This window comes from Bradyrhizobium agreste (assembly GCF_016031625.1).
GTDB lineage: Bacteria > Pseudomonadota > Alphaproteobacteria > Rhizobiales > Xanthobacteraceae > Bradyrhizobium > Bradyrhizobium agreste.
The window spans coordinates 101,918-119,649 of record NZ_JACCHP010000008.1 but is presented as its reverse complement, the minus strand read 5'-3'; the positions used below and the strand labels follow the sequence as shown (position 1 = coordinate 119,649).

At 57.7% G+C, this 17,732-nt stretch carries 12 protein-coding genes and 1 riboswitch; of the genes, 6 read left to right on the top strand and 6 right to left on the bottom strand.

What is annotated here, in order from left to right; translation table 11 throughout:
• Positions 1-114 precede the first annotated feature (114 nt).
• A complete protein-coding gene (gene noeE, locus HZZ13_RS14325; RefSeq protein WP_311972641.1) occupies positions 115-1,197 on the bottom strand; it encodes a nodulation protein NoeE in 1,083 nt (360 codons plus the stop codon).
• Positions 1,198-2,270: 1,073 nt separating this feature from the next.
• On the opposite strand from noeE, the gene HZZ13_RS37205 reads away from it, so the two are divergent.
• Complete coding sequence (locus tag HZZ13_RS37205; protein WP_283817156.1) at positions 2,271-2,402, top strand: hypothetical protein; 132 nt, start codon at positions 2,271-2,273, stop codon at positions 2,400-2,402.
• A gap of 811 nt (positions 2,403-3,213) precedes the next feature.
• Here HZZ13_RS37205 and HZZ13_RS14320 read toward each other — a convergent pair.
• A complete protein-coding gene (locus HZZ13_RS14320; protein WP_197960219.1) occupies positions 3,214-3,399 on the bottom strand; it encodes a hypothetical protein in 186 nt (61 codons plus the stop codon).
• 1,760 nt (positions 3,400-5,159) lie between these two features.
• On the bottom strand, positions 5,160-5,387 hold the full coding sequence (locus tag HZZ13_RS14315) for a hypothetical protein (RefSeq protein ID WP_197960218.1): 228 nt from the start codon (positions 5,385-5,387) through the stop codon (positions 5,160-5,162).
• A gap of 1,356 nt (positions 5,388-6,743) precedes the next feature.
• Here HZZ13_RS14315 and HZZ13_RS14310 point away from each other — a divergent pair.
• The gene (locus HZZ13_RS14310; protein ID WP_197960217.1) at positions 6,744-7,085 is read left to right on the top strand and encodes a hypothetical protein; all 342 of its coding nucleotides are present in this window, start codon (positions 6,744-6,746) and stop codon (positions 7,083-7,085) included.
• 5 nt (positions 7,086-7,090) lie between these two features.
• Here HZZ13_RS14310 and HZZ13_RS14305 read toward each other — a convergent pair whose 3' ends face one another.
• Positions 7,091-7,297: a hypothetical protein gene (locus HZZ13_RS14305; protein WP_197960216.1), complete on the bottom strand. Its 207-nt coding sequence runs from the start codon at positions 7,295-7,297 to the stop codon at positions 7,091-7,093.
• Between the two features lie 155 nt (positions 7,298-7,452).
• On the opposite strand from HZZ13_RS14305, the gene fixJ reads away from it, so the two are divergent.
• Together fixJ and HZZ13_RS14295 are read left to right on the top strand one after the other, a co-directional pair.
• Positions 7,453-8,055 carry a response regulator FixJ gene (gene fixJ, locus HZZ13_RS14300; protein ID WP_197960215.1) on the top strand — a complete coding sequence of 201 codons (603 nt, stop codon included), beginning with the start codon at positions 7,453-7,455 and terminating at the stop codon, positions 8,053-8,055.
• 968 nt (positions 8,056-9,023) lie between these two features.
• Positions 9,024-9,623, top strand: coding sequence for a hemerythrin domain-containing protein (locus HZZ13_RS14295; RefSeq protein WP_197960214.1), 600 nt, complete (start codon positions 9,024-9,026; stop codon positions 9,621-9,623).
• A gap of 1,195 nt (positions 9,624-10,818) precedes the next feature.
• On the opposite strand, the gene metE is transcribed toward HZZ13_RS14295, so the two are convergent.
• Positions 10,819-13,164, bottom strand: coding sequence for a 5-methyltetrahydropteroyltriglutamate--homocysteine S-methyltransferase (gene metE / locus HZZ13_RS14290; protein WP_197960213.1), 2,346 nt, complete (start codon positions 13,162-13,164; stop codon positions 10,819-10,821).
• Between the two features lie 100 nt (positions 13,165-13,264).
• Positions 13,265-13,467: riboswitch (cobalamin riboswitch) on the bottom strand.
• A 1,004-nt stretch (positions 13,468-14,471) separates the two neighbouring features.
• On the opposite strand from metE, the gene HZZ13_RS14285 reads away from it, so the two are divergent.
• Positions 14,472-15,275 carry a nodulate formation efficiency C protein gene (locus tag HZZ13_RS14285; RefSeq protein ID WP_246504421.1) on the top strand — a complete coding sequence of 268 codons (804 nt, stop codon included), beginning with the start codon at positions 14,472-14,474 and terminating at the stop codon, positions 15,273-15,275.
• Positions 15,276-15,858: 583 nt separating this feature from the next.
• Here the strand turns inward: HZZ13_RS14285 and HZZ13_RS14280 are convergent.
• Positions 15,859-16,041, bottom strand: a complete 183-nt coding sequence (locus HZZ13_RS14280; protein WP_197960211.1) for a hypothetical protein — start codon at positions 16,039-16,041, stop codon at positions 15,859-15,861.
• A gap of 932 nt (positions 16,042-16,973) precedes the next feature.
• On the opposite strand from HZZ13_RS14280, the gene HZZ13_RS14275 reads away from it, so the two are divergent.
• Positions 16,974-17,726, top strand: coding sequence for a thermonuclease family protein (locus HZZ13_RS14275; protein WP_197960310.1), 753 nt, complete (start codon positions 16,974-16,976; stop codon positions 17,724-17,726).
• Positions 17,727-17,732: the final 6 nt, after the last annotated feature.

Here is a 17,732-nt window from a genome sequence, read left to right as displayed (position 1 = left end):
GCCGCTGGTGCGGCCGGCGCCTGCGTCACACCTGATCGGGGGATCAGCCTCGTGCGGGTTTAAGGATCTTGGCTAAATCAGCCAGCGTGTTTTGTTCGCAAGCATTCAGATCCCCTAGGGGATCTTGAGGATCCGCTCAAGCCGCGCGACTTCGCCTCGCAACATCTCGATAGCCACGTCGCGGTTGCGAATGCCATCCAGCCCCGCAGCTCGATCAGCTTCTGACGCTAACAGCGTCTGTTGCAACTGGGCAGCCATCCCGTGGACCGGCTCTCCGGCGTCAGATAAGCCGGATAATGCTCCCGCCTTGGTACTTCGCAAATCCCACCAGGTTCGGAATATCTGACGATAAAGTTCAGTTACCTCCCCTCCCCTATCCAGGACTCCGGCTTGCTGTGCATGTACCAGTTCCTGCTCATATCCGAGTTCTAGCAAAAGCTCGGCGCCTACAAGATCGGTCACGGTTTGCATCTCTTCGACGCTCAATTGAGCTTGCCATGCCTTGACAGAGCTTTGGTCGACGGCGTTTCGTTCCAAGATTTTTCGGTCTCCGAAGCTGCTCGATCGAAGATAATCCGCTTGTCTCATCCCCGCCGATGCGACGGCCGCTGGATCACAGCCGAGCCCCGCCAACAGACGCCGGATTTCCTCGTCCGGATGCGCCACGAGGAGTTCGTATTGCACGAACTGTGTGTGCGGGCGAGCGCGGTGCGCGGCGAGCTTGGGAAGGCCAAGAACCAAATCGGCGAGTGAAGTTATGATGCCGTCGGGCAGACGGAGCATGAGATCCGTGAGACTGGAAACGCTGACCGGATGCGAGATTTCTGCCCGCAGTGGGACGCCCCACGTCGATTTCAGTGAAGCCGCGATGGCATAGGGATTGCGCATCAGAAGGATGTGTGGCGCTTCTGGATAGACAAATTCAAGAAACTCAAGCGCCATCCAATAGCGTGGTGTCTTGTCTAGGATGATGCGCTTGCCCGCTTGTGCCAGATACTGATCATATGCTGCATCGGCAAAAGCGCGGCTGGGGATCGCGCGATCTATGCGCCCGAGGAATTCAGAGGTCGCGGCCTCAATCAGTGAGCTACCCGCCGGATGGCGCTGATCCACCCTGCCAAATGCTTCAAGCGCCAGCATCAACCAGGGTTCAGGCGGAGCCACAATGTCTGGATGGTGCTGGAGCAAATGCGCCACGAGTGTCGTCCCAGATCGTGGAAGACCGAGGAGAAAGCACACCGCAGGCGAACGGCCAAAACGTCCGCTCATCGGCCAGACGCTCGTGCTTGAAAAACACACCCCGTAGGCGCTCGCTCGATTGAGCGACGCAAAGCTAGCCGCAAAGCGCTAAAACGACAAGAATTTTGTCTGCCACTCATGACTTGAGAACCCGCTCAGTTCGACCGATCGGCTGGATCACAGGAGGACACCCCAATCGCTCCCTCGATTGCTCGACAGTTGAAACGAAGTCACGAGCCAGCTCAAGTACACGAAGATTGATTGCGGATATGGGAAGGTCGGAACGAACTATACGGACGTTTGCAAGACCGCCCACGGCACATGGGTTATTACGCATAATCACAGCTGCCTGTTGCCGAGGCATTGAAGACCGTAAATGCGACATGCACCTCTCTGATGCTCGGCATACACCAAAGAAGTTCGGCAAAAGAGCCGACAGCTCGGCGAGCGCGGCAAAGAAGGCAGATGATGTCGCGGACATCTCACGTGGCAAGGTGCAGCAATCTTGTCAGCGCGTATCGCTGCCGACGCACCGTGAATGCTGCCCTTGGTCTGCCAAGACACTGAGCCATAGCTCCGGCCAGCCTGTTGTTCACCAGCCTATCCTTCCGAACTATATCAAGTGTTTGATTTGCCTGCTTTTTGAGCGCTGCCCTCCCCTGATCGGCGCTAAGGAGGCTTGTAAACGATGGAACCTGACTTAAGATGCCTGCGGATCTAACTGATCCACCAAGCACGCTTGGCCGCATCTCTACTGACGGAGACGAGATCGTCCGGTCATTCATGTGGGAGATCAGATCGATCCGTGCGCGTCTCGAAGCACTTGCCAAATTAGATGTGATGGGCATCACTCGGCCACGGTGGACGATCCTGATGGCTGTGACCTATTTGGGCAGAGAAAAGGGTGTACCGGGCAACCTGATGTCACGATTGATGCACGTCGGCCCTTCCTTCGTGACAACCCGCTCAAAGCTGCTAGAAGCGGTTTGCTGCGGCATAAGTCCTCCGCAAACCATGCCCGGATCGGACAGATGTCGCTGACGGCCAAAACGCGCAAGCATGTCGCGATTTGGAGCCACGACAGGCGGCGCTGGATGAGCTCGCTTTTGATGAAAGCGGCGTTGACCGATCAAGCGAGTTCATTGCCAAGGCTGCTGCGGTGAGGCTTCGCCTGGAAAGGGCCCGCGCTGGCATTCAGAAGATTAAACGCACGACTGTCAGAAATGGAGCTCGCTAACATGAGTCTGCCATCGTTCGAATATGTCTTGAAGCAGCGCGGTCGAAGGTGGTTGTGGTCCGTTCACAACGCCGAAGGCGGTCAAGTGATGACGGGTTCAGGACGTAACCGCTCCGCCGCCATCTATCAAGCCAACAGAGCGCTTTTTCAATTGCTGTTGAGCGCGCCATATCGCCTCGGAGCTCGAGCTAGCGAACAGGCCCGGCGAGGTCCGCTTACGCCCAAACTTTAGCCTTGCATGAGCTTCGAGGATGCCCATTCGCGAGTTGTTTCCATTTGGCTAAAGCGATCAGCCGATGTGTTCGGCCCAGCGCGGCCAAGACTGCCTCGCCGAAGCTGAAGAAGCTGCTGGCCGAATGGATGCTAGATTCGGCCCCTACAAGAGTTCCTCTGAGACTGATCAGCTTCTCGAACTAACGCGCCGTTGTGGCCCCATCGCATGCGTTCCGGGGCCGAGTGTCTCGGGGTTTCATCTTCGAGATAGGGCCATGGCTAAGACTATCTCTTCACTCGCGATCATACATCGCAAGCGGCTGTCGAAAACAGGCTTCCAAGAAACTTGATCAAACATGAGGAGGCGCTGGAGCACGTTCCGCGACATTGAAGGCATCCAGCACGTGCGTGAAAAACTCTCTCAGCGCGGGTCGGGCAAAGCGAATGTGCGACAAAAGTTTCTATGGACGGCGAGGGCGGCCCGCGAGCCGCCCTGCTGGGCCACTAGCCAGCGTTGCTCACAATTACCGCTGATGCCCGAGTCCGATTCCGAGATTTAGGGCCTTCTGGCGTAGCGCACCTTCGCTGCGCTTGGTCATTTTGGCTAGTTTTATGACCGGGGTCCGAGCCTTCGAATGGACCTTGAGCTCTTTGATATCTGCCTTCGTCCACTCGCGCCGCTTAACGCGTTTCTTGGTTGCCTTTTTCACGATGAATGCTCCTCTCTGAGAGGAGCGCCTGTAACACATTTTTTTCGAAGCGACGACCGTAAAAAAGAGGCAATCATCGGAACTCACGTCAACGTATAAGTTCGGTCATACTTTCTGCCCATAGTGTTTCGAAGAATGGGTCAGCGGAGATAGCCGCTTTGGCTACGTTTGAGACGATGTATCAACTGCGGTCTCCGACCGATTTGAGATCAAACTACGTCGGTGGTAACCGCGCTGTTGGACATCTTGGCGAATGACATCGCTCACTGAACGCACCGCCCGCTTCTTTCGCTTCCAATTGCCGTCCAACCCCGCGGGGATCGCAAAGCCTCGCGGAACGACCAAAAGATCGCGCCTTCCGTTCAAATAAATATCAAACATGTCGTCCCTCGTTTGACACGAGCGTAGATCGCCGGCTCACATATTTGGTGACATCGAAGCAACAGTCGCGATTAAGAGCTCTACGCGAGTTTTCTCCGGATGTCGCCAGCACTTGAGCGTGCAGGGCGCAATTCCGCTGCTCCTTTAGGTGCTCCGCATCGCCGAGAACACAGGAGCTTCGCACGCCTTATTGTCGCTAACAGATCCACTTGTCGGGGCCTCGTCAGATCGACACGATAATGACCGTCCGCGTATTTGAGAATATTGTCGTCCTTGTCACGCAGCGGCCACATCGCCGTCGCCGAGGCGAATTTGATCGGACCGAACTGTAGTTCGGCCGAGCTTTGATCTCCGCTGGCGGTAGCCGCGCCGGCCATTCATAGCGGCGATTGAGGATGACGGCGGCGCGGCCAGGCTGGCGGCGCAAGCCAGCAATCGCAGAAGGCAAACGCCGGATCCTGTCCCATCGCTGCGGCAAAGAAGAAAACGTAGGCGGAAACAGCGAAATATTGACATAAAGACTGCTTCACAGATGTCGTGGATTTCGAGGCGGCGCTAGGCTTGTCCTGTGCCGGCCTTCTTTGAATGTGGGCATGCTCAGGAGTCAAGATCTTCGGTGAGGAACTGATTGAGCGCGATCAATCGCGAAAGCGCAGCCGGAGGATATCTCACAAGCGAGCGCGCAGGGTCTGTTCGTTCGGGCACTCTTTGCGCGGACTTGCATGGTTGTGCCTCTCGAGGTCGGCCGCGCAGCGGACTTCGGTCTGACACAGGCCGCACACGCGTTGCAGATCGCGCAATACGTCTCGATGGCGGCAGCAAGCGTATTCTCGGAAAAACCGGCAAGTGCGAGGCGCTTGCTTAAGAGTTCAGGAGAGCCCGGTCTTTGCGCCATGGTTCGAAACGCGGATGCGGACAGATTAAGCTCACGTGCGATCGCATCGATGTCCTACGGGCTCAAGTGAGCCGGTTCGGATGTCTGGGACAGGCTCGCGCGTAACCGGCTGAGAAGATGCCTAAACCGTCAAGCTATGTGTGCAGAATGGTCAATCAGGCATACCCTTCGAAACAGCCATAGCGGCCGGAGGCAAACTTGCTTTTGGCATTCGATCAAACAAGACCGATTTGTGGGAGATCCTTCGATCCGGATGGCCCTGCCGGTACGGTGCTTGGCGGAGCGCTGCAGAGCCAATTGAACGGCAGGCGGCGAACCCTCCAGCGAGGTCCGCTTATCGTGAGACAACTGGGTGCCCGCCGAACTGACGACAGCATCACCAGGTGTTCTCTCGAAACGGTCGGCACGCCCCTGTCCGGGATCACGCTTAGATTACAGATTGACCCCAAAATTCAATTCGCAGACTTTCCTTGCCAAAGTCAAGCTAACCAGCCGATGCCGGCGGAAATGCAGGCGGGGTTCGAAGCTCTATCACATCGGCGAAGACTGTCCAATCGCGGACACTCTTTTGCTTGCAGAAATCGGTCTCCGCCTGCTTTGCAGCAGCACTTAGCGAGGCGGCATCGATCTTAAACGCTGCCTCACAGGCACGATGTTCGTGTCCGGTATCGTCACAAACGGTCTTGATGAACCGAACGTTAAATGAAGGCATGGCACCCTCTTCTTATGGGTTTGCTTATCCACCATTCTGCCATTGACGCTTCAAGAGTATTTGATCTGCCTCAAGCAGCATCCCCAAGTGGTTGTCCGCTGCTGCGTCAAGATAAGATCGAGACTTCGGCAGCGCGGCCCGAGCGCTCCTGTTGTCCCGCAAACCACGCGATCTCTATCTGTCTGGCTTGGCAGATCGCACTCTGTTTGAGCCGAGGGACAGCGTCTTCTGGTCTGCTCAAGCGCTCGAGACCGAACAATTGGGGGCCCGATGAATCGGGGAATGTCTTGAAGAGAGGATTGAGAGCAGCATGCGCCGTCACGCCCGAGATGCCGGCTATTGATCTCTATCGATCCCATACTCAACCGCTGGCAATATGGAGGCTCGAGACGGCGCGAACCTTACAGGCGATATTTGGTGCCTCACGAGGCATTGCCGCAAACACCAGGTCATTGCGCCGATGACCGGGCAGAGGCATTTCTGAGGCGTGCCGCCGGCCAGGGCTATCGACGGCGAGACCTACGCGAAGTGATCGTGGGCCAATAAGGCGAACCGCTCCGACCCTCTGACGGTCCACCCTGCCGCCCCGACAGCAAAGCCGATGATCAGGCTTGTCGCAGCCGACGTTTCGATAAACCGAAGATTCCGGCCTTCAGCACCAAAGACATCGCTTGGATCAGCGCCGGCAAGGCTACCGACAATGCCAAGCGAGCGATCAATTGACTATCTGCTTGCCGGCTATCGCAGCATTGAGGACAAATGCTGTCGCGGCCCACCGCGAGCGGTGCGCCTCAAATCAACCCAGCTACACGCTGGCGTGTTGCAGACCAACGCGAGGCCCTGGCGGACCGCCCGAGTTGGGACATGTCGCCTACCAACGCGGGCCTGTCCGGCTCGCAGCGGCCGCTCGAGCTTGGCCGTTCTGGACGCGTGTCAGCTCTTTTGACCTGTATCAATTCTGCGGCGACTTCCTACTGATAGAAGTGAGTTTCCAGTCGAAGGTCAGACACATGGCAGACAGAAAGACTTGGCGCCCCATCATCTCTTCATGTCCAGATACCGGCGACCGAGAAGGACTGCTGCCGGACGCACCCGAGCCGCGTGCCGATGCCCTGCACACAATAAGTTGCGCCGCATGCGATGGCGTCCACGCCATCGACTTGCGGACGGGCGGGATGATCGGCGCCGAGCGCAACTAGGCCCATCCGAATGGTGTCATGGGAATTCCGGCGTCTTCCCGTTCTCGCTTGGGGATGCCGTCCCACTCGCAAGGGCGCGGCTGACGTCATCACAACCCAACGCCCCGCGCTGAAGCCGTGGGACAAGGAGATTTCTCACCACGGAGGATGTTTCGACATGACAGACTACGGCGACCTTTGTCCCGGCGCCGGCCACATGGCGGGAGCGGCAGTCCAGTTTAACTTCTACAGAACAGCGATGAAAACCAACCGCCGTGGGCTTGAGCTGATCCAGATCGATTCGACCGAAGCCCGGGAGTTGTTTCGCAGCGCCAACCCTAACATTTCGGTTGGCGAGCGGATCATGTCCCGGCACGATACGTTCAACGGCGCCATGGCCGATAAAATCCCGGTCGGGGCCGACCCCATCGAGAGCACGCGCAGCCTGGACTATACTGAGTTGAGCCTGTTCGCGCGGTGGCCAAGCGATCTCGTCCCTAGTGTTCAGAAGGTTGCCTGAATTTGTCAGCCCGCAGCGATGAACTCCATCCAGGATCTAGTGGTGACCTGACCTGGGAGCGGCTCGAAACTGCGCCGCCCTTTGATCAGGATCTGGAGATTGCCGTGATCGAGGGTAATACCATTCACCGGGTGGTCTTTCCTTGCCGCTGGATTTTCGACGGCTGGATCAAGGCAAAGACCGGAGAACGCGTCGCCGTGCAGCCAACGCACTGGCGTATCTGGCCCGGATAGCGGCGGCCATCCTGCACAATAGATTGGCCTGAGTCGAGGCCCGGACTGCCTCGGGCTGGCCTCTCGTGGCAAACAATGTAGAGTTGATCAATGAGAGGGCCTGCTAGAAACACTGCGGAGCTTAGTGAAGACACATGACTTGGCGGCGCATTCTCGTGATCGACGATGACGCCGCTATGCGGGACTCGCTCGCGTTTCTGCTTGATGTTAATGGCTTCTACGTAGCAACTTATGAGACGGCGACCGAGTTTCTCAATGACGTCGCAAGCGGTCCGGTTGACTGCATTGTGTCAGACATCCATATGCCAGGTATGAGCGGTCTCGAACTGGTCAGAAAAGTGAAAGCCGATCGCGTCGACTGCCCCGTTGTCTTGATAACTGGTCATGGCGACGTATCGCTCGCAGTCGAAGCGATGAAAGCGAGTGCGGTCGACTTCATCGAGAAACCGTTCAAGGAGGAGGTGCTATTGCGTGCGATCAATAGTGCTTTGAAAGCGCGGCCAACAAAGCCAGCCGACGCAGCGAAACTGCAGGCGGAAGCCCGCCTCGCGGACCTGTCGTCGCGCGAGCGCGACGTCCTGCAGGGACTATTAGCCGGCAAGATTAACAAGGTGATCGCCCATGATCTCGGCATAAGTCCGCGGACAGTCGAGGTTTACCGTGCGAACCTGATGGCCAAGACCAATGTCCGCAGCATGTCCGAGTTGATGCGGATCGCCATTACCGCGGGACTCTAGCAGCAGCGCAAATAGCGTGAATGGCTTATTCATGCATTCAAGCTGCGCTCTCCAGACGACGAACGGTGGGTTTCGCGCGCACCGAGCCGATCATGTTTTCGGTGACGGCTGCCGATGCAACACACGCAGGCCGGCCGTTGCGCCAGGTCAATATGTGACGCAAGCCGAGTCCTATGATCCGGGGGTAGGCCCCACCTCGGTTCACATGCGCACCTATCGCATGATCATCAAGCACGTCGACCATGCCAGCTTACATCGATAAGGATACCATCAATATCCGCCCCGTCAGATCCACGGCCGACCGATGCTGACGAGGATCACAGTCAAGGCGCCGAACAAGACCTCTTGCGGTGAGCCGAAAGTGGCGGTGGACGACAACGTTTCGGCTGACTGGAGCTCTTCAGGGGTACGGCAGTGCGTTTTCCGACTGTTTCCATGGACGCGGCCGACGAAGCCAGCATGCGGCTTTCTAATCCGATTTGAGCATGTTTGAGACCAAGTGACCGCGCCGCCCCCAATTCAAGACGCCCTCCTCATGGGCCTTACGTGTAAATACTTAGGGGTTTCTACCTAGGGAAAACATCCAAATTTCCCAATTCGTCAGGAGCAGCCAATCTGCGTCCCATCGCCATTCGCAAGATAGGGTCCGCCATGCACGCCCAGGCCGCCAGTTTTAGCGAAACGAGACGCCATCCGACCACCGTCTTGCGTGGGCAAGCCCATCGTCGTGGACGCGTGATCGCCTGCCGACCTCAGGCCGAGTCGTGCTGCGTAACGATGGAGCCCAGGAGCTTCGTGCAACACTTCGGCTAACTTGATTTACGCCAGCTCAAATTGAAGCGCGCTACTTTTTACGTCGAACGGCGCCGACACATCGCAGCGCAGCGAAGGACACCGAATTCGGCTTGGGCAGTCTTGCAAATGGCTGAAACGCTTCCAGCCTAGATTGTGCCTCCAGGAGCACCGCTATGACCATCGATCTTCTGCTTCGAGAGCATCGCAACATTGATCTGCTTCTGGTCGCTCTTCAACGCGAATTGGAGATTTTTGAGAAAGGGATCCGCCCGGATTATGAGGTCATTCGCGCCATTATCAGCTATTTCGAGGTTTACCCCGAGGTGTACCATCATCCACAGGAAGACTTGATTTTTTCCAAGCTTAAGTCTCGCGATCCGGATGCAGCTGCAATCGTCGGCGATCTCGCGCTTGAACACCAGGAAGTCATCGACCGTTTGCACCACTTCGCGCGAGCTATTGACGCTATCCTCGCGGATCGTGACCTCCTTCGGCAAGACGTTGGCAATATCATACGCGATTTTATATTACGCGAGCGGCACCACATGATGTGGGAAGAACGAGATTTCTTTCCCGCCGCCCTGAAGGCTCTCTCGGCTCAGGATTGGACCGAAATCGCTTCAGCCCTCACCAATGATGGAGATCCGCTGTTCAGCGAGACAGCGGCAGCGACTTCCGATGCGCTAAGAGCGCATATTCTGCAATTGGAGCAAGAAGCTGAGACCGAACGGAGTTCGGTCGCGTTTTCGTCCGCCGAGGCCGGCAACCCCTGACACGGCGCCGAGACGGACGGGCCGTATTGATCGCGGCCGTTTGACAGCAGGAAGCGGGTCTCTTGCTCATCCTGTCGAAGAAAATGGGGTTGCTCGCGGGCGCTAGTGCCGTACCCCCGAAATGACTTCTGCGCAATATGATCGCTTCGTCGACCACCGGTGCAAACAGCCTGGCCGATCCTAGCTGAGCTCTGGTTCCGGCACCACAATGTAACCCTCGCAAGTCCGCCGACCGATGAGGACGGACGATTGCGGCCGCGCGGGTGCGGCGAAGTCACTCCCACTCTTTGAGCCCCGCCCCATAAGCTCTGAATCATCCGGCCGCGGCTGGTTCTACTCACTGCACGCGAAGAAGGCGCTGGACGTGGATCGCCACGAGCAGTTCTGGCGCGATCGGATTTCAACAAGCTATGGGATCCACATCGTAAAAGATGCTCATTCCTGACGCGTGACTGCTTCGTCGCGATCCTACATGCGTGTATGCGGCGTGCAGCATGCCCTCCCATTGCGCCTTGGAGCCGTCATAGCCATCGGCGACACTCCGGTGATCGGGTCCAGAAACTTCTATTTGAGATCGATGAGCGGACCATGCGGGGGATATCACGAGCTTGAAGATGCCGCGGTGCCGATAGGGTGCTCCTCAGCGCCCAAGCCGAACCCCGACTATCGGATGGAACCGGTCGATCAAGGACTGCCTTAAGCAGAGGTTCAAATCAATAGTAACAGCTTCGCATTGGCTAAAGCTTGCGAGATTCTTGGAGCCGCGCTTACGTCTCGCTGATCGAACATAAAGGTTCCAGGCAGGAAAGCGCACCAAGTTAGCTGTTGGTGCCTGCGGTGACCGCCCGGCATGCCCCCTCGCTGCGGTCGTAATCGTGCCGACGTGCTCATGAGCCACAAACCTTGGTGTAGATTTCTAACTCTCAGGCTATACGGTCGCATACCACAGCATAGTTGAGCTGCGCTGAGCTTGTGCTTCAACTCGGCTCAGATTTTCGGCGAATGTCCTCGCCGTGATCAAACCGGCGGCTGTCCTCCCTCCGCCGATGGAAGTCCGCGCGAATGCGTCAGCTTCGCTCCTTCCAGACTTTCGCCCGGCCCGCTAAGGGGGGCCGGGCATTTTTTGTGTTCCCAAGGCTCCCGCGCAAATGATCACAGACGGATCAGCTTTGTCGAGAAGAGACCGAAGCCCGGATCAACGGCCTCGCGGATCGAGTGCAGCGCGCAGTTCGCGGGCGGCAGCGACCATGTTCGCTAGCGCTGGCCGAACCTCCTCCCACTTGCGCGTCTTCAGGCCGCAGTCTGGATTGATCCAGAGCTGCGAATCCTGCAGCCGCGTCCGAGCCAACGCCATCAGCTCCTTCATTTCGCCCGTCTCGGGAACGCGTGGAGAGTGGATGTCGTACACGCCCGGCCCGATCTGATTTGGATAATCGTAGTTTCTGAACGCGTCGAGTAGTTCCATTTTCGAGCGCGATGTCTCGATCGAGATGACATCCGCGTCCATTGCAGCGATCGCACCGATGATGTCGTTGAACTCCGAGTAGCACATATGTGTATGAATTTGCGTTTGATCGGCGACGCCCGATGAACAGATGCGGAAGCAATCGACGGCCCAGTCGAGATAAGCCGCCCACTCCGATCGACGCAACGGCAATCCTTCGCGGACTGCCGCTTCGTCGATCTGGATCATGGTCGCACCAGCATTCTCGAGATCGCGGACTTCGTCTCGGATCGCGAGCGCAATCTGGCGGCAGACCTCGCTTCTGGGAATATCATCGCGAACAAAGGACCAGTTCAAGATCGTCACCGGTCCGGTCAACATGGCTTTCATCGGTTTCCTGGTTAGTGATTGCGCATAGCGCCACCAGTCCACGGTGATAGGCTTCGGTCGCGCTACATCGCCAAACAGGATCGGTGGCCTGACGCAGCGCGAGCCGTAGGACTGCACCCATCCGCTCCTGGTAAATGCGAAGCCGGCGAGTTGCTCGCCGAAGTACTGCACCATGTCATTGCGCTCGAACTCGCCGTGCACGAGGACGTCAAGACCGATGTCCTCCTGCCAACGTACGGCGCGCGCAGTCTCCTCCTTGAGGAACCTGTCGTATTGCTCGTCGCTTATCGCACCTCGCGCATGCGCCGCACGGGCATTCCGGATCTCTGTGGTCTGCGGAAACGATCCTATCGTCGTGGTAGGAAAAGCCGGAAGTCCGAAACGATTGCTTTGGATCTCGGCACGACGGGCAAATGGGCTCGCGCGCCGACGCATCGTCTGGTCGATCGCTCTCATCCGGACAGCGACATTGGCATCACGGATTTTCGGCGAAGTCTGGCGGACAGTCGCGGCACATTCCGACTCGGCAAGAGCTAGCGCAACATTCTGGTCGCCTGCGAGTGCCCGCGCCAGCATCGCAAGCTCCCGCATCTTCTGGACCGAGAAAGCAAGCCAGCTCTTCACGTCGGAAGCGAGCCGAGTCTCGAGTTCAACATCGACCGGCACATGAAGCAGCGAGCAGGATGGGGCGATCTGTACACGATCCTTGCCGAGCTTCGCAATCGCTGGTTCGAGCCGCTGGCGCAGCGACGACAAATTCGACCGCCATACATTCCGACCGTCGATGACACCGAGCGACATGACGAGATCATTTCGGCCGCCAGCGATAATCCGGTTCAACAACTGTGGCGCTCGAACAAGATCGAGGTGCAATCCGGCAACTGGCAGGCTCAAGGCAGTGTCCAGATTGTCGCCGAGGTCGCCAAAATAGCTTGCAACCATGATCTTGATGGCCGGCCCCTCCTTGGCGAGCCGGTCATAGGCATGTCGCAAAGATTTTCGCGCCCCCTCATTCAGATCAAGAACTAGGCAGGGCTCGTCGAACTGAACCCAATTTGCCCCACGTTTGGCCAATTCCTGCATAACCTCGATATAGGCCGGTATCAGTTCATCCAGCAGTGAGAGTGGCTGGAATGTGGAATCGGGACTCTTGCCGAGCTTTAGGAATGTGACCGGCCCGATCAGGACAGGGCGGGTCTGAAAGCCAAGGGCCTTGGCTTCCTCATACTCCTCGATCGGCTTGCGAGAGCATAGGCTGAAAGTCTGTCCCCTGTGAAACTCGGGGACCATGTAGTGGTAGTTGGTGTCGAACCACTTGGTCATCTCCTGCGCGGGTGCGCCAAATCCGCGCGGTCCGTGACCGCAACTCGCTTCTTGGTCGTCGCATTGTGAACCTCGGGCCATGGCGAAGTACGTCTTGAGCGAAACGGATTCGGCTTTCGAGGCGTAGATCTGCGGGATGGCGCCAACCATGACACTTGTGTCGAGCACCTGGTCATACAGCGAGAAATCGTTCGATGGAATGACCGTGACGCCGATAGATTTCTGACGAGCCCAGTTCGCGGCACGCAGGCCAGCTGCGTCCTCGAGCAGCTGCTGTTCGCCGCTTTTTCCGGCCCAGTAGCTTTCTAGAGCGAGTTTGAGCTCGCGCCTTGGACCGATGCGTGGCGTTCCGAGCGTGGCAACAGGAAGGGAGAGAAGAGACATAGCGTTAACCCCATGTTGGGGGCAAAGGCCATGGGACGCAGGCAGGGGAAGTCGCGCGGTGCGACGGCTGCTTGGCGCACCACCGGACACCCCGCCCGTGGACGAATATATTGTCGGGGCAGGTCTCCTGGCTCGCGGGTCATCGGTGCTGTCCGGCCTTCCCGAAGCCGCGCAGGCTTCAGTGACATCGTTGGACAGCGGCTCGCCGCTCACAGTTGCGGGGGCAGCGCCGGCATTTTCACCGGCTTCCCTCTTAGCTCCGGATCAAATGGAAACCGGAGAACCTCGACGACTTGGATTATCGGCAAGAGGAGTCTTCCGTCAACCTCTCAGATTATGTCTCAAGCAGATGCTGCGACATCTGCTAGCGAATGACCATGCATCTCTATCGTTGGGATGATGCAGAAGTGCTCTACAGCGATATCGGAATGGCGATCACAGCTGTCTGCCGGCCGCACGCCAGATCGGAAGGAACAAATGCGGCTTCCGCGGTCGGGACCGCTGCCTCGAGCAGAATGAAGTTGTTGCGCGTCCGGGCTTGCCAGCGGTTCTTGGAGCACGTTCGCCACCAGCCACCCTCTCGACCAACAGGATCCGTAGGCCCAACACACCTGTGAAGCCAGCAACATACCTGGCCATCACGTTGGTTTGCGGTGCCGGCCTGATTCCAAATGCTCGGCGGTGAAGATCCGCTTCGCGTGGTTCGTCATCGATTACAAAGCGCACCTGACTGAGGCTGTTCTCGACTTCCGGAGTCGCCGCACGTCGCGAAAGGAGCGCAAAAGACACCATGGCGCCACATCTGCCCAAAGGCGTGACAGATATCGAAAGCCCACATTCCGGCAACGATAAGCGAACCACACCGTTCAGTGATGGCAAACGTGCTGCCACCTCTCATCAGGAACTTGGCACCGAGGCGCTCCGCTGAGCCGTCGAATATCCGATGCGCGACGGGGATGCATAGAGCCCGGGTGGATAGGTTGAATGGAAACATCGAGACGTGCGCAAGTCGGAAAGTCGACAAAGAGGACACAAAACCGGTGCGAATTGACGTCTGTTACCTGGCACGAAGAATGCACGTCCTCGCTATGCCCAGTCCTCCTGCTGGGCATGTCCAGCACAGCAAATTGAGGCTGTCGGTGGCAGTGAAGTTAGCGGCGCGTGACATAGAGGGGAGCGCCTGCTCGCACGGGAAAACCGGCGGTCGCCCCGTCGCGTCGCCGCTAACTTCTTGCGCTCGCGCATAACAGGTTGAAGGTTGCCCGCTCTGGAATGACGTGTGGATGAGACCAGATAGGCCGACGGTTATGAAGAAAATGTCTGGAAGACGCGCGCTATGGTTTTGCCTCGGTCGATTCCTGATCTGCCTGGCCGGGCTGGCTGCGACGAGCAACAGTGTTCGCGCCAACGACAGCCCCCTTATCGAAAACGACAGCCCCCTTATCGAAAGACTCAAGTCAACGTGGCGAGCGCAAGACGGTGAGACAATAGAAGAAGTTATCTCCAACGTCTCGAAGGTGGCACAGTTCGTCCCTCGAATGTGGGGCGTCGCTGAACTTGACCAAAATGAACATGTTTTCGTTTCGTGGACCAGGCACCGGGATGATAAATCAGACGAACAGTACGCTATCACCTGGAAGGTCGCGCTCGACGGGACGATTGCACTTGCGTCGACCTATGCAAAGCCCATGGAATTGGGCTGGCGCGCCTTCGCGCTCTCCTTGATCGCCCGTGAAGTCTCGGATGGCGAAAGGGACGCAAATCTTGGCTTTCTGCATGACACGACCAACTTCAATTTTGTGACGACCAAGCAAGGCCCGCTCGGCGATCTTCTGCGGCAGGGCCGCTGCACTATCGTTGACCCTGTTGGAGTGGACTACTTGCCGAAGCAGAATGACAAGCCGACCGAGAAAGGTGATCTGTGGCGCGTTTTGCTTTTGGTGAACTGTAATATCCCAGGGCCGCGCTATTTTACACACAACGGGGTCATCACTTTCGAGAAGAGCGAAGGACAAGATTGGGAGCCGCAATCCTCCTTTGCCAAGCGTATCGCGGGCTTTCCTCCTGGCTCCTGGTTCGCTCGCATGGAGCCAAAGGAACGGGAAGAGTAGAGGGGAGCGAAAGGCCTCGGTTAATGATCGCGCAGAGCAAGATCGCGCCGCAGCTCCTGTAGGGCCGAACGTCTCAGAGCAACGGCAAGACATATCAGCTCTAAAATCTCGGGTGTTTACGCCTTGAACAGTCGCGAGCCTTTCCCGCGGCCTTCAGCCAGCATCGCAAAAATGGGAGCACGATTACCTCCGACCCTTTCTGCGAGGAGTCGAGCTCAGCGGCGCGTGCCGGTTTGCGAGAAGTGGCTTGGTCCCCAGCGCACCCCACGCAGTGAGAGGACACCGTCTGGGAGGGAACCAGCTCTCCATGCCATTCTTCACGGGACCGGGCCTGCAGAGGCCTCGGGCCCAAGCCCGATGCGGCGCGCGAACCGCCCATCGCGCGACTCACCCGCAAGAGCGTGAGCATTCCAAGGCCGAGACGGCACGCGGGATCGAGTGCTGCGACGAAACCGGTTAATAGGGTAATGGGGCGGTGTTAGCGGCCCCCGGCATACCCCCTGACCACCGGTCCTATTTGAGTGCCATCGGCGAGCAGCCCGGAGCCGTGCCCGAGGCATCGAGAACCGAACTGAGTCGGCGGTTAGATTTCCTCGCGCGCATTCGTCTGCGCATCATAGATCCGGATTTGAAGCATGGGAAAACGCTTCTTTAGTTCGGCTCCACCTGCATTGGCGCCGTCTTTGGTTGCGAATTCAGCTCTGAGTCGGCCATCCACTTCAAGCGCGTAAGAAGAGACCGGCAATTCCCGCGGGGCTGCAACCATTTCATTCCCATTGTGTAGTGAGGTGGTTGAGAATGATGTGTAGCTTGAGTCGGCTGAACCGCACCAGAGCTACCTGCTCGGGTGCCGCGTTGGGGCCAACCAATGTTGTGGATTGACGCCTCGCACCGAATGGCATCAGGACGGCACTCGCGGTCGTCCGAACACGCGGGCAGCTTACCCCTCGCCGGTGCGTATGCGACGAAGCCACAGCTCCACATGGTTGTCCCCAAATTTCCCTGGCGCCAACGCTACGAACGGGGCCGCGGCACCACGACCAATTATGGTGCAGCGCAGAGGTGCGAAAAGCCACAATGAGATTTGCATCAACGACCATCCCGGCTGGCTCTGTGAAAGAGCTCCGGGTTTTGCGTGGTTTGCCCAAACGATACCGATTCACTTGCGCAGCGAGCGTTGAGCTGAACTCCGTGGCGCCTTTCGACTAAATCTCAGACAGGACGCGAGACCAGATTTCTTTCGAACATCAGTCTTTTCGTGACAAGAACTTAAAATGTCATCGCCCTCGCCAAAACGGCCGGCAGCCTTCTGTCTGCCGATGAGGGTTGTCACAAATCATAACCAGGTTGCTCCTCCACGCCTGACTTCCACTCGACCGTCAAATTTCACAGGCGCTTTTCTTCTTCAATCCCATGAGAACACAGCGTTTCGAGATTCGGCTTTCTCCGCATACCGGGATGGGGACTCCTCCTCAGGCCGAGAGGGTGCAGTGCGCGCGCAGTGAGTGAGACCGGCGAGCCTCGAAGGATGATTGCGATACGCAACCGGAAGAAATCGCTTGAACCTCACGCAGCGTCAGGTCGTAGCTTGGAAATGAGGGCCAAAGCTTTCATAAAGCGAACGTCCAAGATGCGGCCCAATAACGGTCATAGTGCGTTTAAGCAGTCGAATGTGGCGGCGCCGGATCGTGCGTGAATATGAATCAAGAGCGAAAGGTTATTGTCGCGATGAAACACCGCGTAATGATGGTCGCATTGTTCGCTGTCATCACATCTCCGGTCTGCGCGGCGAAGCTCAGCGGCCCTCCGCGCATCCTCGACGGCAATACGATCGAGCTCGAGAAAACCAAGCTTCGGCTTTCAGGCATCGACGCTCCTGAGACTGACCAGATTTGCCTCGACGCACACGGCCGGAAATGGGCTTGCGGCGTAGCGGCTCGCGACGAGCTTATCAAGCATTCGAACGGACGAACGTGGGATTGTCATACCACAGGTGTTGATGAATACGGCAGGTCGCGCGGCAGTTGCTTCATCGAAGGCGAGGACGTGAACGCCTGGATGGTACGCTCCGGGTGGGCACTATCGGGTCTCTCGACCCATACCTACGTTATATATGAGGTTGTGGCGAGCAAAGCCTATGCGGGGCTGTGGTCGGGGGCGTTCATCGCGCCCTGGGACTGGCGTCGCCGCAACAAGGGGACGATCATCATCGGCGCGAGCTCGGTTCCGGGCGACGCTCAGGAACTCCTGCTCGGATCCGCGCTGCTATCGGACCCGCCCTCGTCAGAGTGTCTGATAAAAGGCACCATGGACCGCAACGGCGAGCGCATTTATTACCTGCCCGGGCAACTCGGTTACGAACAAATCGACATGACGAAGAAGTCCGGTGAACGCTGGCTCTGCAGCGAAGCGGAAGCCGAAGCCACCGGGTGGCGCAAAGCCGCGCGATGAGGTGAG